The sequence below is a fragment of the Bradyrhizobium sp. ORS 86 genome, assembly GCF_045571475.1.
Classification (GTDB): Bacteria; Pseudomonadota; Alphaproteobacteria; order Rhizobiales; family Xanthobacteraceae; genus Bradyrhizobium.
This window is the reverse complement of sequence record NZ_CP120699.1, coordinates 2012173-2027068: the sequence shown is the minus strand read 5'-3', so window position 1 is coordinate 2027068 and position 14896 is coordinate 2012173. Positions and strand designations below refer to the sequence as shown.

The following is a 14896-nucleotide window of genomic DNA, read 5'->3' as shown; positions in this document are numbered from 1 at the left end:
GCAAATTCGACGGCCAGTCAGGCTCCAACCATGGTTGTCAATGTGGCGACCAAGGCCCGCAGCATGAAGGAAGCGGAATCGGCTGCTCTAAAGGCTCTTGTTCCTAAGCAACACATCACCCTCCACCGCGCGAGGATATTGGGCGACCACTTCGAATGAAGGGAGAAGCTTTAGCATGGCTTGAAGGGTCAGCTGTCCTTCGTAAAGCTCCTTGTCGCTGTATTCGGTATAGATAAAGCGCGTATTGCTCAGCGTCTGCCTGCCACCGGCGAAGACATCTGCCTCGGCTCCCTGCACATCCATCCAGATCAAGTCAACCTTGCTCAGATTGGCCTCGGCGCACCAGTCATCCAGTCTTCGCGTTTCAACCGAGATCGGGCTGTCGAACCGGACCCAATCATACTCGGCAAGGTGATTCTTTGGTCGTCGTATCGAGCCGGAGAGAGCCCAATCCTTCGCTTCGCCATCGCCGTTGCTTGGATGAAAGTCGACCCTGCCGTTATGATCGCTGATCGCGATCTCGAACAGAGGCACCTTCGCAAGATGGAGACCCATGTTCATCTTGAAGCGGGCAATCGCCCGAGGATCCGGCTCGAAGCAATAGAGCTGAGCTTCCGGGCAAAGCCGAAGAAAGCGTAACGAGTCGGCTCCGTCGTAACAACCGATGTCCAGGATCACCGGATCCGTCTTCTGCAGGAACGAAACAATGTGCCGATGCACATCAGACAGGGCGATGGGCTCACGCGTTTCCATTAGACTCGTCCTCACGCCTCAATGGCAGGCAACAACTTCCAAGCAAACGTATCAAGTCTGCCGAAGCCGACCACCGACTGTCTTCGAATGATCGAACTTCGACGTCAAACGTACAAACAACAAGACGGGCAGCGGCTCAATTCTACGGAGGTTAACGAGCGATATCGAAGGGGTTGCAAATGCTATACCAAGGTTTGCCGGCACGCGACGCCGGTATGAGCCTCAGGGCACTTGTGACGTAGATGCCCTCGGAGCACCAGATTACTTCTTGAGCCGAATAGGCGTGCAGTCCGAGCTTGAGAGCATCGCTGAAGCTTCGGCATATGGCGTCTCGGACCTAAATATGCGGCTGGCTGTCACTCTCACCGCGTTCTCGGCAATTTCGCTACCACGGCGTCCAGGTCGTCGCGAATGTAGGCTTCGTGAAATGCGTTTGCATTTCGGCTGTAGCAACAGCCTCGTCTCTCTGCCGCCATGGCTTCAGACGAAACGGTCAGCAGCAAGCAAGAATGGAAGCCCCCCCCCAATCTGAATGCCGCGCGCTCCCGTCGCGGCCCGCGGCAGATGCTGTGGCATGGGCGGAACAGGTCGTCGCACTGTTCCGCAAACCCGGTGAATCGCGTTCCCATCGAACATCGGTCTGCAATCCGGACCGCGGTCCTCGAACGATCGCCGCTTACGTCGTCGTCATTCGTCTTTGCGTCCGATCGCTCAGGTCGCAGGTCGTATGCGCGAAACGACTTCAGACCATAGTCGCGAGGGCCAGAAATGACACCGTCACTTCCGGCTCTTGTCCATGTCCTGTGCCAACTCCAGATGGCGCTGGCAGAGTCTTGCCGGCCCAGTCTTTCAATTTCGGATCGTCACCGCCCTTGGAATAGCGCTCAAACAGGGAGACCGCGTCCTTGTGCGCACTAACCCGCGCCGGATCGTATTCGCTGGCGAAGTCGTCCGGCTTTGCGTTGCGCGGCCGATCCAGCTTCTTTTCCGAGCTGTCATCCAGGCCTGTCGGCAACGCGGATTTCATCTCACCATTGACGAGCTGTTTCAGCTCCCGGCTCATCTTGGTGTGATCGGTGATCATTTGTTCGGCGAACTTCTTCTCCGTTGGATTGCCCTTCTGCTGGGCGACCTTCGCTGCCTCGATCTCCAGAATGTCGCTCATAGCGGCTTCCTTGATGAACTCCTCGCTTGATGAAATCCTCGGTCTTCGGCGCAACACCGAGGACGGAGTTGACGCCGGCCCTTTCACCGACCGACTGCGCCAGCGCAGTCGAGGTCAGCAGGCCGACGACGGCCATTGCCAAAACGGTTCGCTTCATCGGGTGCCTTCTTATGCAGCCCAGTTATGCAGCCCAGGCTTTGAGCGCGGTGATGGCAAGCTTTGTAAGTGCGTCACGCCAAGCCCGGCAGCGCCGCTTATATCTTATCTGCTTTCGGCCTCGTAGATGTCGAGGAAGGGGGCGCTGAGAGCTTGCTACGACATAAGGTTGCTCCGCGGGTTGGACGTAAGCTTGTGCTGCTCCAACCCGTGCGGAGCAGCCACGTTCCTATTTTCGCGGTTCGCGAGCCCAGACGTGCGAATTCCCGGTGCGACGTCGGCGCGGAACGAAGCGCTCATAAGTCGGTTGGTCGGTTTTGGCCGTTCAAGGAGAGCTGCGATGGACTGGAATCGAGTCGAGGGAAATTGGAAACAGGTGAAAGGCAAGGTCAAGGAGCAGTGGGGCAAGCTGACGGACGACGATCTCGATATGATTGCAGGCAGGCAGGACCAACTCGAAGGGCTCCTGCAGGAGCGTTATGGCTACGCAAAGGATCAGGCCCGCAAAGAGGTGAGCGATTGGTACGATCGCCAGACGTGGTGACCGGGTTGATCCGGCCTGATCATTCGCGACGCACGCGGCGGACGACGCCACGGTCTGCTCGGACGTATTGCCAGATGCCCGCTGCCGCTTCCAGCAGCAGCAGTGCCATGCCGATCACGGTTCGACCGACGAAAGCCGATATCGCGATTGCATGCGACGGTCTCGCGAAGGACGACGCGACCGAGCGTGTGACCTCGATTATGACGTGGGCGGCTGACTCCGATTGACCTAAGGCGAGGTCCTGCCGAGATATCCGGACTTATCCATTCCGTAGATGGACCCAATCAAGAGAATCAATTTTACCACTTGCGCTGCGGTCATATAGACGTGGTGGACGGCTGGGGCCAACCTAGGGAAGCGACTCTAGAATGAAAAAATTCGTCATTGTGACTGCGAGCGCCCTCGCGCTTGGAACGGCGGCGGTGCCGACCTTTGTTGCTGAGGTTTCCGCCCAACCGGTCACCACCAAGGTGCAGGTAGCCGATACGTCATATCCTCAATGCGCGGATAACCCGTTGGACGGCATCTGCGACTTATTTTTTTGTTTGACCGATCCGTCATGTGTGCAGCACTAACGACGGAAGACAAACCAACATAGAACGAGGATATGAGCTGTCGGCGATCCCCAATGCGCCTGTCGAGGCATTGGCTGCGCAGCAAGCCGACCTCAATCTCCACCATGTTCAGCCAGCTGGCATGCTTCGAGCCTCCACCTCGGTCAGATTAATCCGCTGCCGTAGGCCGAAGCTGTTCGCTCATTGGACGATGTTGAGTTCTGCTTCGTTACTTGTTGAGAGCCGTATGACGTGAGAGCGTCACTACGGTTCGGAGAGCGGCTCCGGGTGCAACTCCCGGAGCCGACGCACCATGACCGGGGAGCATACCTGGTTACCAAAAGCCTCGAGACAGGAAAGTTCATCTGGCCATCGGTCGCCGCTGAATCGGTAACGATCTCTCCGGCGCAGTTGAGCTATCTGTTGCCCGGGATCGATTGGCGCAAGCCAGCGCATCGGCAGCATCCCTGATGGCCGCGTATATCTCGTCGAGGTCCGTCTTTGTGATGCAGTATGGCGGCATCACGTAGATCGTATTGCCGAGCGGCCGCAACAGCAGGTTTCGCCCCTTGAAGAAAGCCTGAAGCTTTGGACCGATGTCGGCGAGATAGCCAGCGTCGCCGGTTTTGAGATCGAGTGCGGTAATGGTGCCCGTACGACGGATGCCTTCAAAGCGCGGGTCGAGGCGGAATGGCTCGATTGCCTCCTCTTGCATCGTCGCCAGCGCCGCCACCCGCCGGCGCGCTTCCCTATCTTGCCATAGATCCAGATTGGCCTTAGCGGCAGCACAGGCCAGAGGATTTGCGGTATATGAGCTCGAGTGAAAGAACGTACGCGTACGGTCTTTCGAATAATGCGCATCAAAAATATCGCCGCGGCAGAGTGTGACCGCGAGTGGAAGCGCACCACCAGTAATGCCCTTTGAATAGCAGACGATATCAGGCGTGATGTTCGCCTGCTGGCAGGCGAACAGCGAGCCGGTGCGGCCCCAGCCCGTCATGACCTCGTCAGCAATGAACAGAACCCCTGATGCCTCGCAGATCCGCTTCATCTCTTTGAGCACCCAGGCGGGGTACATCAGCATCCCGCCTGCCCCCAATATGAGAGGCTCGACAATGAACGCTGCGGGCATCTCATTTCGACATGCGGACTCGAGCGCGTCGAGCGTTGCCTGTTCACGGCCTCTTACCGGGAACGGAACCGAGGTCACGTCGAACAGCAGAGGCTCGTAGGCCGCGTTGAATACGCTCCGGCCACCTACGGACATCGCCCCGACCGTATCGCCGTGATAGGAATGCTGCATCATGACAATGCGTGTTCGCTGTTTGCCTATGTTATGCCAGTAGCCGAGCGCCATCTTTAATGCCACTTCTACACTGGCTGAGCCACTGTCGGAGAAGAAGACATGGGCAAGACCGGGCGGCGTGAGCTTTAGCAGCTGCGCTGCGACCTCTTCGGCCGGATCATGGGTGTACCCGGCGAAGATGATCTGGTTGAGCTTGCCAACCTGCTCCTGGATTGCGCCGACGATATGTGGATGGCAGTGCCCATGGGTTACGACCCACCAGGAGGAGATGGCATCAATGATGCGGCGCCCGTCTGCGGTGTAAAGATAAGCCCCCTCGCCGCGTACGATCCTTGTCATCTCGTCTTGATGCGCGTGTTGCGTAAACGGATGCCAGATCGGCGACCTCTTCCTTGGTATCATGGCGCGAAATCATCTCGACGAAACGAGGCATTAAACGCGGCCTGCAGCGTCTCTGACGACAGAGGCGCAATCAGGGGTAGCCGCCCCAACCAACGTACCCGGCCAATCTCGCATATCGCCCTTACAGCTTCCGAGTTCTTTTCGCCAATGAAAGCTATTCCGAGAATGTCGATCTGACGCTTTCGCAGGGCCTCTATCGAGAGCAGCGAGTGATTAATCGTTCCCAGCGCAGTGCTCGCGCAGAGCACGACTGGAAGCCGCCATCGCTCAAAAATATCAATGTAGAGTGTACCGCCACTCAGCGGCACCATGAGCCCGCCGGCTCCCTCGATCACGAGCGGACGCCCTCCGGTGTCCGGCACATCAAGCGTGTCCGTGTTGATGCGAACTTCGTCGAGCTCCGCAGAAAGGTGCGGCGAAGCGGGCGTTCGCAGGCGGTAGAGCTCCGGCACGATGCGATCGGACGCAAGACCGCCAAGCCGCGCGACGACCTCGGTATCGGTCTCTCCTTCAAGGCCAGCCTGAATCGGCTTCCAATAATTCGCATCGAGAAGATTGGCGAGCCCCGCGCAGAAAACCGTCTTTCCAATCCCGGTATCTGTGCCAGTCACCACAATTCGCTGCTGCCTCATTGACTATCACCTCTTGTCTCCTCGACCAGAGCGGTCGAGCATCGTACTCACGTCATCCGCTACGGCATTCTGCGCCCGTGAAATTCGCGAACGGATGCCACTTTGCAGGAACTGTCACTGCCTTGTGGAGGATCGGGGGCCGGTCCAGGGTGATCAGCGCCAGCGCAGAACCGAGCAAACGGCGCTCGGCGCGCTTATAACGGCGTTCCGGATCGCCTCATTTCAACGGTGGCCGCGCAATCGTCATACAGGCGGCCCATCGCCTTCGCTCCATCCTTGAACCAGAGGATCTTGCTCGAATGCCAACAGACGGGTTAAACGCATAGAAGGTCAAGGCACGGCGCATCGCGGCCGCTCTCATGAGTTGAATTTCAAGCGTTGTGACAGGTTGAGATTGCCGTCGGCAGGCAAACATTGTCCGGATCGGACGAATGCGCATGCGCGCTGCAGGATGTCTCCTAATTGACGCAGAACGGTACGCTTTGAACGGCGGTGACGTGTTGGGTGGTCGAGTTCAGTTCGTCCAGCGCCGTCGAAAAGAGCTGCATCATCAACCTGGAGACTATTCACTGACACATCCGGCTCGGCCGTTCAAAGCGAATGGTGCGGACAGCGCCAGCGTCGGTAACTTGTCTAACACACGAGCGCCGGTCTTCGGTGTCCGGCCACATCGAGCAACGTCCGTGTCGTTCGCGAACGCCCGCAAAATTGCCAGGATAATTGAGCGAGGCAGGCATTCGAAGACCATAAAATTCGGCCAAGATTCGACCGGGTGCCCGATTGTCCGGCGGCCCGGAAAGTTCGATCTCGATCTCATCATCGGGCTCGGCCAGCATCGGCCTCTTGATAGCTCGCGACCAAAAGATGCCGACACAAGAAGCCGTTTGTCCGATCCTTCACCTGTCACCATGACCCCGACCTGATAACGCGTCATCTCTCGTCTCCTCGAATAGAGCATCGAGCATTGAACGCACGTCATCCTGCCCCGCATTGAGTGTCAGCGAAATGCGTAAACGGGCTGTTCCTGCCGGCACGGTTGGTGGCCGGATTGCGCGGACGTCGAAGCCGCGAGCCTGTAGCGCAGAGGCAAGATTCATTGCACCTGCGTTGTTGCCAACGATGTATGGCACGATCTGCGAGATCGATGAACTTTCCCAACCGCGCACAGCCAACTGTCGATGAGTGAACGCGACCAGCTCGGCCAGGCGTTGCTGACGCTCGGGCTCCTCCTGCAGGATCAAGAGTGCCTCGCGTACGGCGACGGCCATCAGCGGTGAGGGCGCGGTGGCGAAAATGAACGGACGGCAGCGATTGACCATGAAGTCGCGCAGCACACCGGAGGCGGTAACAAGCGCTCCGGCAGCACCGAGCGCCTTGCCGCAGGTGTGGACGACCAGGAGATTTTCGAGCGTCCCGTAAGGCGCGGTGAGCCCTCGTCCCTGCTCGCCGTAGACGCCCGTCGCATGAGCCTCGTCCACCATCAGGAATGCGTCGTACCGGTCTGCGAGCGCGACCAGGTCTTCCAGCGGAGCGAAATCGCCGTCCATGCTGTAGAGGCTTTCGACCACAATCCATACGCGGCCTGTTCCGCCTTTCGCACGCCAATCGCGTATCGCGTTTTCGACCGATTCAGGGTCGTTGTGAGCGCTTATGCGGAAATCGGCCCGCGCTGCCCGCGCGCCCTCATGAATACTCGCGTGCACAAGGGAATCGAGAACGAGCAAATCGCCTCGTTGCGGCAACGTCGTCAAGACGGCAAAATTTGCAACGTAACCGCCGCCAAAGAACAGCGCAGTCTCTGCGCCGAAGAACTGCGCTGCTTCGGCCTCAAGTCTTTCGTGCTCCTCGCAATTGCCGCGCAGCAGCCGCGACCCGCCGGCTCCGATCGGCGTGCCGGTCTCGAGAGCAGCCAGGACGGCCTTTTTCATGCTCGGCGCGCTCGCGAGCGCAAGATAATCGTTCGACGCAAAATCGATGCCCGCGCGCGGTTTGAGGCCGCGCAACCGATCGTCTTCTTTTAAGGCGCGCAGGGCCGCGACATAGTCGGTCACCTTCGCGGCGTGGATCGAGTTCATCGTTGACTTCCTAACGTCGTCAGCTGGCCATATACGTCTCAATTGGCAGACGAAGACCAAGCGGTCCCAACATTGGCCTCGTTCATTTCAGCCCCGCAGAATACGATTTTCTCGATCAACCAGCACAACGCGAGGCTTGAACTCCTTGGCTTCCGCCTTCTCGAAAGAGGCATATGCAACGATGATCACCTTGTCGCCAGTCATCGCCAGCCGCGCGGCTGCACCGTTCAGACCTATGGTGCCCGATCCTTCCGGCGCCTCAATGACGTAGGTGGCGAACCGTGCTCCGGTTTCGATGTTGTAGATTTCGACGCGCTCGTTGACCAAAAATCCCGCCGCATCCAATAGCGCGCGATCGATCGATATCGAGCCCTCATAGTGCAGATCGGCCTGCGTGACCGAGGCGCGATGGATTTTGCCTTTCATCAACGTGACTTGCATGGCTCACCTTTGCTGGAGTTTGCGCGCAATGCGCTCACTGCTCTGTTTCACTTGGCTGAGGACTTGATGCCGAGCCGACCGAGCAAGTTTGCATCGCAATCGGCTTGCGGGTTTTTGGTGGTCAGAAGTACGTCACCAATGAAGATCGAATTCGCGCCAGCCAAAAAACACAGCGCCTGGGCCTCGTCGGTCATGTATTGTCGTCCGGCGGAGAGCCGCACCACGCTCTTTGGCATCATGATCCTGGCGGTTGCAACCAGCCGCGCAAATGCGATCGGATCGGGACGCTCCGCGGTGTCGTTCACTGGCACGCCCTTGACTTCGTTCCACAGATTGATCGGCACGCTTTCCGGGTGCTTTTCGAGATTGGCGAGCACGACGAGCATGCCCAGTCGATCCGCGGTGCACTCGCCCATCCCGACAATGCCGCCGCTGCACAGCTTGAGACCGGCCCTGCGGGCATGTCCAAGCGTGTCGATGCGGTCCTGCAGGGCGCGGGTCGAGATGATCTTGCCGTAGAATTCGGCTGAAGTGTCGACGTTATGATTGTAGAAGTCGAGCCCGGCGTTGGCGAGTTGTGTCGCTTGCTTGAATGTCAGCATACCAAGTGTGGCACAGGTTTCCATGCCAAGATCTTTAACCGCACTCACCATGTCGCAGACAGTATCGAGATCGCGGCCTTTCGGACTGCGCCAGGCTGCGGCCATGCAGAAGCGGGCGGCGCCAGCAGCCTTGGCGCGCTGCGCGGCGGCAACCACATTTGCGCGATCCATCAGGCGCGTGGCTTTCAGGCCCGTTTCGTAATGTGCGCTCTGCGAGCAGTAGCCGCAGTCCTCCGGACAGCCGCCGGTCTTGATGCTGAGCAGGCTTGCCGTTTCGATGTGGTTTGGATCGAAGTTCTCGCGATGGACGCACTGCGCCTGAAACATCAGGTCGGAAAACGGCAGGTCATGGAGCGCTGCGGCCTCCGCTAGTTCCCAATCACTTCGGATCGATGCGCGGCTCGCGCCATCGTTCCGCTCGCCCTCCACAGCCGCGTCCATCTTGATTTTCCCACCCTCGACGGATCATAGATAATAACCGATATTATCTATGATGTGATTGATTACGGGATGCTAGCCTAGGCCAGATGCGAATGCATTCGTTTTTATGATAGATAATCTATGATGAACGGAGAGAACGCAACCATGACTGGCCGCATTGCGCAAGCAATCGGCGAGCGCATCATCAACGGCGCGCTGCAGCCAGACGCCCCGCTCCGGCAGGATCACATCGCGCGGGAATTCAACTCAAGCCACGTTCCGGTGCGCGAGGCCTTTCGACAATTGGAGGCGCAGTACCTTGTCGTAGCTCAGCCTCGTCGCGGGGTCCGGGTTGCGCCACTCGACACCAATTCAGTGAGGGAAATCGCCGAGATGCGCGCCGCGCTCGAAGTGGTCGCGTTGCGCAATGCGGCCCCAAAGCTCACGTCTCACCATTTGGCACGCATCGAGCTCGCTCTGATCGAGGGGGAAAATGCGCAGACCATTCAGGAATTTGAGGCTACCAACCGCGCCTTTCATCAGGCCCTCGTCGCGCCCTGCGCGATGCCCCGCCTGCTCGCCAGTCTCGACGGACTGCAGCTTGCAAATTCTCGATTGGTGTTCGCGATGGCCCGCACGAGCGGCTGGCGACCGCGGCCCAGTCAGGATCACCGCCTAATTCTGCAAGCGCTGCGAGCGCGCAATATCGATCAAGCCTGCCGCCTGCTCGCGCGTCACATTCAAACGATTGAGCGCCTTGCCCTTCCGGCCTCCTGACGAAATAAGGTCGTTGCAAGTACCAAGGCAGACTGCGGGCAACATCGCTAGCGCCAAGCCCTTGAGCGGTCTAGCGCGGTCCCTATGGCTGCGGCCATTGCGGCGGCCCGGCTCTCAAGATAGTTATGCGGCCTCCTTGCGGCATCACTCCTCCTTTAGGGCTTCCATGATTCGTCACATCGTCTTGTTCTCCGCGAAGGATAGGGCCCATATCGAGCAAATCATCGAAGGCCTATCGCTTCTCACTACAATCCCACATGCGCGCCGGCTTGAGGTTGCACGTAACCGCAAGAGCGATGCCCTCGGCAACGATATCGATGTCGTGGTTTACGGTGAGTTCGACAACGAGACGGAACTCGCGGCCTACAAAGCGCATCATCTGTACCAGGAATCAATCAGGCGGGTGCGACCACTCCGTGAGCTGCGGTTTGCCGCGGACTACGATGTATCGACCAATGCGCGCCCGGCTTCGACGCCGACATGAGCTAAGTGACTGCACGCATCGGTCCGCTGGCAGTCAGCCGGGTCCACCGGCGGGAATAGTTTGAAACCGGTCTCGATGGCTTGCAAGTCGCGGACGATGGTCACCGTCGCGCAAGACCACCCAATGGGAGACCTCTCGCAGCGCTCCACTCGTTGGTCATTGACGGCAACTGCGGTGAATCGAGCCTGCCGCAGCAATGCGACGTCTCGAGCAATCGCCTGATCTTGCGTTTCTCGATAGCGCAGCAAGGCATGAGCTGCTCGGCGGCTACTCATATCCGGCCTGCAAGCCGTTCTGAACCTACATGGTTGCGGACGGAGGGCGGTTGCAACGGAGATGCTATCGAGGACGATTCATGGAGAGTTCTTTGCTCGCCAAGTATCCGTAAGAGCATTGACCGATTTGCTTCTGTTCCAGAGATGCCTGCAGGCTTTTTTTGCCTGTCATCTGAACAGGACGTCAGAACGACTTGCCGATCCCGGCAATCGCCCGTCAGCGCTTGTCTCAATCAATCCTGCGCATCTATGGGCTGGTCGTCAGCTTCGAGGCCATCATGATTGCGCAGGATTGTTTCCGCCGGACGGCCCGAACAGGACGCTGCACGGCGGAGCCAGCGTTGGCGTAGTCGCGCCGACGGCAGCTCGCCCCGCTAGCCCGAGCTCGCCGCAGAATAGGGGCTCCAGCTCAACCGACCCGTGGCATTCGAACTTTCAGCCGGCAAAACTAATTGCAGCGTTCCAACACGTCGTCGACCTCGATTCTGGCAGGCGACGTCTTCCAGGTGAACGCTGGGCAGCACTCTTTGCGCACAGCTGTCGACCTCATTGGATCAGCTTGCCTTCTACTGCGGGCTGCGGTCGTCGAATCCAGCGCGCTTTGCAGCGCTGCTGGGCCAGGGCAAGCTGACAATTGCATCGCCGGAACGATTCCTGAGACTCGACGGACGACGCATGGAAGCGCGCTCCGTCAAGGGCACGATCGCACATTCTGGAACTCCAAGGCAAACCGACGCCGTGCTAAAATCCCGCTTCCGTCCGAAAAGGACAGTGGCCGATCGTTGACCCGCTGCGCAACGATCTATCCGCCGTTACACTGGCGGCGGTTGATGGAAGTTCCTTGCGCTGTGCCACCTCGAATCCTGTGCGTCGGCGAACCACTTCGGCTCGATGGTCAGGCGCCGCACTGCAGCAGACCAAGACGCAGAGTGCTCTGAGCTTCGCTTCCGGACAGTTCCGCGAACTGGAGCGTCAACGATGCGATTGATGGGAATCATTGCGGATATCGAACGAGCGGCGCGAGACGTATATTGCGGCATGATCGGCTTCACGGGTTGAATGGGCTCATGGGTAGGAACATTGCGATCCGCAGTATGATGATCGACAATGACCTGGCCGCGCTGCATGCACGCCGCGGGATAACGGCGATGCCTGGTCGGGAGGCCGAATATGAAGAGGCGCTCGCAAAGGCACAGCGAATCGTTGACGCTTTCGCGTCTCAACATTTGGTGCATTTTGATCGTCATCATCGATAACTACGACTCCTTCGTCTTCAATATTGCCCGCCATGTCCGTAAGCTCGGGGAAGAGGCGCAAGTGATCCGAAATGATGCGGTCACCGTCGGCGACGTCCTCGGCCTCAAGCCACAGGCAGTCGTCATCTCGCCCGGTCCCCGCACGCCTATGGAGGCTGGGATATCCACCGCCGTGGTCCGCGAGCTCTCCGGTCGCGTCCCAATTCTCGGGATCTGCCTCGGGCACCAGTGCGTTGGAAGCGCTTTCGGCGGGCGCGTGGCGCGCGCGCGTCGCCCCATGCATGGCCGGCCCTCGTGCATAACCCATGACGGCCGGGGGCTGTTTAAGGGATTACAGTCTCCGCTTTGCGTCGGGCGCTACCATTCTCTGATCGTCGAACTCACTGAGCCATGCGCGCAGGATCTCATGGTGACAGCCCGTTCAGCTGAAGGTGAGATCATGGCTTTGGCCCATCGCCATCAACCAACCTATGGCGTACAGTTTCATCCGGAATCGATACTGACCCAAGGAGGAGACGAGCTCCTTGCGAACTTCCTGCAATTGGCAAGAACTTTCGGCAGCGCGACAGTCGAAAAGGTCACGCCAGCCCAAACCTGAGAAACCAGACCGGGAGATGCTGTATGGCGCGACAATCAATCAGGATGAGAGCGAAGTCTCACTCTGTTCGCCACCGCGCAATGCTGATCGCTTAATGCGCGCTGAGCCGTGGTTAATCGCGTGTGCGAGACAGGCGCAGCACGTATCGGGGATACGCGCGCGACGGGGCGGGGATCACGCGTCTAGTACACGGAATCAGAGCTGAGTGATACGGCGTCCTTTGAAACGGCGTTGATGGACCTTTTTCTTGGTCCAGACGAAGGGTTCGTATCTGTCGTTCTACGCGTTGACGTAGGCATCGATGTGATCCTGCAGCTGCTTGAGGCTTGCGAAGGAGGTGTCGCTGAGCGACTGCCCCTGCAAGATCGAAAACCACACCTCGACCTGATTGAACCAGGACACTCTTGTCGCTGTGAAATGTAATTGCACGTTGGGTGGGCCTTGCCAGTCCTCGCTCTTCTTGTGGGTGTTGAGGTTGTCGAGGATGACGTGAAGCTTCCGGTTCGGAAAAGCCGCGGTGAGGCTGTTCATGAAATCGAGAAATTCGACGCGGCGCCGGCGTTTTGAATGCGTCGCGATGATCTTTCCGGTGGCGACTTCGAGCGCGGCGATTAATGTTGTCGTGCCATGCCGCTTGTAATCGTGGCTCTGGTCGGTCAAGGCGTGGCCAAGAACGCGTTAGGTTTTCTTCGCAGCTTTGGCCATTGGCTCTTCCCAAACAATAAAGGGACGATGGCTTTCGGCTCAACGAGGAGTCGCTGAGCGATGTTGCGCGCAAGTTCATCGGGACGGGCAGCGCTCATTTGCACCGCCCGCCCCATTGCCAAGGTCGCAGAGTCGCTGGAGCAAGCTGCCGTCCAATAACAACCCCGCTATCAGAGCTATCTGGACGGGCTCCTAGTGTCGAGTGTTCCTCGGCGTCTACATTCGTGGATAATGGATGAGCCGAACGTCGTTGGGCCCTCCCGGACCCAAGAGGGCGGTATAGCGCTCGCCGCGAATGTCATATTGTTTTTCCGGCTGCGCCGCGTCCGGCAGGAGGCCCCAGCGGCCGAGCTTCGAAATCATCGTGGGCGGGGCGGGTTGGGTGCCGTGCGAAAAGCCCTCGGGAACGGCCCATGATGCTGCATAAATCTCGCGGACCGCGGGGGACGTCCTCTCAGCCCTGGAGGACGCCGGGGCGGCTTGCTCCGTCGACCGTCCAAGCCGCGCTGGCGAGGCCGGATTCGCCGGCCGCGCGCTAGGCTGCGGAACGCTTTCCAATCGAGATCCGCGACGAATGGCAGCGCCTGGCGGATTGAGTGGGGTGCTTCGCCTCATCGCCGCCGCGGGCACGAACAGCGCGGTGTAGCGGTCAGTGTGAACCAGGAAACTGTTGGGTCGGCTGTCCTGGCTCGGCGGAATGCTGCTACCGTCAGGCGCAGCCAACACGTGCTGGTCGCCTTGCCGGAAGTTGAAGGGACGAACGACGGCTCCTGAATCCAGGGTCTGCTGATGGCGCGCGGTTGGCTCGAGAGACGATGATGGGCCGACGTCTTCCACCATCGCCCACAGCTGATCCTGATCGTAACCTTCCTCAGGAAGGACCAATGGCGAATCGACCGCTGGCCCGAAAGGCGACGGTGCGCCTGCGCTTTCCATCAGCACACGAGCTATTGAATTGCCCGGCTCGCTCAGCTGGCGCTCAATAGCATCCAGTTCCGCATGGCCTAGCGTCCTCTGCCTCTTCGCAGGACACAACTGCCGGCTGTAATCCTCACCCACGCGAGCCGCGTGACTTGAAAGGGGGAGGCTCCCGGTCAGCTCGTTGTGAGCCGGCTGGGAACCGTAGCTCCAGTTGGAGTGACGAACGGCTTCTCCGGGATCCGGTGTTTGGTGATCGCGCGCGGCTGGCTTGAGAGACGATGCTAGGATGACTTCGCCCGTTATAGCTCGCGGCGGATCCTGATCGTGACCTTCGGCAGTCATCTCCTTAGGCCAGTTCAAAGCTTCACGCGACGCGCTGCGCTGAGAAGCGGCGTCCCCAACGCGTCTAGTGACTGCGTCCGGGGGATGAGGACCGCGTGCAGTATGGTCCCCAAGTTCCGACGCCTCGGTGAATCTACGGTCTTCATCAGACAGATGAGGATTGTAGCGATCTGGAGAAACGGGAATCCCGTCGACGGCAGTGGTATCAAGCTGCGGCACTTCATCCAAGTACGGCTCAAACTCCGCTTGCTGCTGTTGCGGTTGTGGCACCGCGGCGTTGTAAGCAGCAAAGTCTCGGTCGAATGGGTTGATGCTGTTAAACGGGTCCATGTCCCCTCTCGGTTTGAGTCGGTTCGCAATCCTGAGCAGATAGGGTCGCTCTCTGGTTCTCGCTCTATCGGGATTAGCTGTCGACAAGCTGACGCGCTTAAGTGAGCCAAGTTGGCCAGTCCGACGCGCCTGCCGGATTGCCTATTTAAGGAAACACT

13 protein-coding genes and 3 pseudogenes are annotated in these 14896 nt (G+C 59.0%); 7 read left to right on the top strand and 9 right to left on the bottom strand.

All coding sequences use genetic code 11. The annotated features are described in order from the left end of the window. Positions 1 to 87: 87 nt before the first annotated feature. On the bottom strand, positions 88 to 753 hold the full coding sequence (locus P6U25_RS09250; RefSeq protein ID WP_280973364.1) for an FkbM family methyltransferase: 666 nt from the start codon (positions 751 to 753) through the stop codon (positions 88 to 90). Between the two features lie 777 nt (positions 754 to 1530). After that, positions 1531 to 2075, bottom strand: a pseudogene (locus P6U25_RS09245) (DUF4142 domain-containing protein). A 339-nt stretch (positions 2076 to 2414) separates the two neighbouring features. On the opposite strand from P6U25_RS09245, the gene P6U25_RS09240 reads away from it, so the two are divergent. From P6U25_RS09240 to P6U25_RS09230, 3 genes and pseudogenes are all read left to right on the top strand, one after another. Continuing rightward, complete coding sequence (locus P6U25_RS09240) at positions 2415 to 2618, top strand: CsbD family protein (protein ID WP_280973365.1); 204 nt, start codon at positions 2415 to 2417, stop codon at positions 2616 to 2618. Positions 2619 to 2986: 368 nt separating this feature from the next. After that, complete coding sequence (locus P6U25_RS09235) at positions 2987 to 3193, top strand: hypothetical protein (RefSeq protein WP_280973367.1); 207 nt, start codon at positions 2987 to 2989, stop codon at positions 3191 to 3193. 231 nt (positions 3194 to 3424) lie between these two features. Beyond that, positions 3425 to 3562 (top strand): annotated as a pseudogene (locus P6U25_RS09230) (hypothetical protein); the annotation flags it as partial. Here P6U25_RS09230 and P6U25_RS09225 read toward each other — a convergent pair. The 5 genes from P6U25_RS09225 to bioB form a co-directional block, all read right to left on the bottom strand. Next, the gene (locus tag P6U25_RS09225) at positions 3534 to 4880 is read right to left on the bottom strand and encodes an adenosylmethionine--8-amino-7-oxononanoate transaminase (RefSeq protein WP_407151073.1); all 1347 of its coding nucleotides are present in this window, start codon (positions 4878 to 4880) and stop codon (positions 3534 to 3536) included. The pseudogene P6U25_RS09230 and the gene P6U25_RS09225 overlap by 29 nt on opposite strands. After that, positions 4877 to 5512, bottom strand: a complete 636-nt coding sequence (gene bioD / locus P6U25_RS09220) for a dethiobiotin synthase (RefSeq protein ID WP_407151072.1) — start codon at positions 5510 to 5512, stop codon at positions 4877 to 4879. The genes P6U25_RS09225 and bioD overlap by 4 nt, the downstream gene beginning before the upstream one ends. Positions 5513 to 6408: 896 nt before the next feature. Continuing rightward, entirely contained in the window at positions 6409 to 7587 is a 1179-nt protein-coding gene (locus tag P6U25_RS09215) for an 8-amino-7-oxononanoate synthase (RefSeq protein WP_407151071.1), read from the bottom strand. 87 nt (positions 7588 to 7674) lie between these two features. Then, positions 7675 to 8028 (bottom strand): aspartate 1-decarboxylase, encoded by a 354-nt coding sequence (gene panD, locus P6U25_RS09210; RefSeq protein ID WP_280980750.1) that lies wholly within the window; start codon positions 8026 to 8028, stop codon positions 7675 to 7677. 47 nt (positions 8029 to 8075) lie between these two features. Beyond that, positions 8076 to 9071 carry a biotin synthase BioB gene (gene bioB, locus P6U25_RS09205; RefSeq protein ID WP_407151070.1) on the bottom strand — a complete coding sequence of 332 codons (996 nt, stop codon included), beginning with the start codon at positions 9069 to 9071 and terminating at the stop codon, positions 8076 to 8078. Positions 9072 to 9194: 123 nt separating this feature from the next. On the opposite strand from bioB, the gene P6U25_RS09200 reads away from it, so the two are divergent. The 4 genes from P6U25_RS09200 to P6U25_RS09185 all read left to right on the top strand — a co-directional run bounded on the left by P6U25_RS09200 (position 9195) and on the right by P6U25_RS09185 (position 12440). Beyond that, positions 9195 to 9827, top strand: coding sequence for a GntR family transcriptional regulator (locus P6U25_RS09200; RefSeq protein ID WP_407151069.1), 633 nt, complete (start codon positions 9195 to 9197; stop codon positions 9825 to 9827). A gap of 166 nt (positions 9828 to 9993) precedes the next feature. Continuing rightward, a complete protein-coding gene (locus P6U25_RS09195) occupies positions 9994 to 10311 on the top strand; it encodes a Dabb family protein (protein ID WP_280973376.1) in 318 nt (105 codons plus the stop codon). 824 nt (positions 10312 to 11135) lie between these two features. Continuing rightward, positions 11136 to 11372 carry a chorismate-binding protein gene (locus P6U25_RS09190; protein ID WP_348637525.1) on the top strand — a complete coding sequence of 79 codons (237 nt, stop codon included), beginning with the start codon at positions 11136 to 11138 and terminating at the stop codon, positions 11370 to 11372. A gap of 450 nt (positions 11373 to 11822) precedes the next feature. Next, on the top strand, positions 11823 to 12440 hold the full coding sequence (locus P6U25_RS09185) for an aminodeoxychorismate/anthranilate synthase component II (RefSeq protein WP_280984935.1): 618 nt from the start codon (positions 11823 to 11825) through the stop codon (positions 12438 to 12440). Positions 12441 to 12635: 195 nt separating this feature from the next. On the opposite strand, the pseudogene P6U25_RS09180 reads toward P6U25_RS09185, so the two are convergent. Next, positions 12636 to 13109 (bottom strand): annotated as a pseudogene (locus P6U25_RS09180) (IS630 family transposase); the annotation flags it as partial. Between the two features lie 252 nt (positions 13110 to 13361). Then, complete coding sequence (locus tag P6U25_RS09175; RefSeq protein ID WP_280973377.1) at positions 13362 to 14738, bottom strand: hypothetical protein; 1377 nt, start codon at positions 14736 to 14738, stop codon at positions 13362 to 13364. Positions 14739 to 14896: the final 158 nt, after the last annotated feature.

What these genes read in the sequence shown, in the direction of transcription:
- P6U25_RS09250 (WP_280973364.1), bottom strand. Translation starts at nt 753, where the DNA reads ATGGAAACGCGTGAGCCCATCGCCCTGTCTGATGTGCATCGGCACATT.
- P6U25_RS09240 (WP_280973365.1), top strand. Translation starts at nt 2,415, where the DNA reads ATGGACTGGAATCGAGTCGAGGGAAATTGGAAACAGGTGAAAGGCAAG.
- P6U25_RS09235 (WP_280973367.1), top strand. Translation starts at nt 2,987, where the DNA reads ATGAAAAAATTCGTCATTGTGACTGCGAGCGCCCTCGCGCTTGGAACG.
- P6U25_RS09225 (WP_407151073.1), bottom strand. Translation starts at nt 4,880, where the DNA reads ATGATACCAAGGAAGAGGTCGCCGATCTGGCATCCGTTTACGCAACAC.
- bioD (WP_407151072.1), bottom strand. Translation starts at nt 5,512, where the DNA reads ATGAGGCAGCAGCGAATTGTGGTGACTGGCACAGATACCGGGATTGGA.
- P6U25_RS09215 (WP_407151071.1), bottom strand. Translation starts at nt 7,587, where the DNA reads ATGAACTCGATCCACGCCGCGAAGGTGACCGACTATGTCGCGGCCCTG.
- panD (WP_280980750.1), bottom strand. Translation starts at nt 8,028, where the DNA reads ATGCAAGTCACGTTGATGAAAGGCAAAATCCATCGCGCCTCGGTCACG.
- bioB (WP_407151070.1), bottom strand. Translation starts at nt 9,071, where the DNA reads ATGGACGCGGCTGTGGAGGGCGAGCGGAACGATGGCGCGAGCCGCGCA.
- P6U25_RS09200 (WP_407151069.1), top strand. Translation starts at nt 9,195, where the DNA reads ATGAACGGAGAGAACGCAACCATGACTGGCCGCATTGCGCAAGCAATC.
- P6U25_RS09195 (WP_280973376.1), top strand. Translation starts at nt 9,994, where the DNA reads ATGATTCGTCACATCGTCTTGTTCTCCGCGAAGGATAGGGCCCATATC.
- P6U25_RS09175 (WP_280973377.1), bottom strand. Translation starts at nt 14,738, where the DNA reads ATGGACCCGTTTAACAGCATCAACCCATTCGACCGAGACTTTGCTGCT.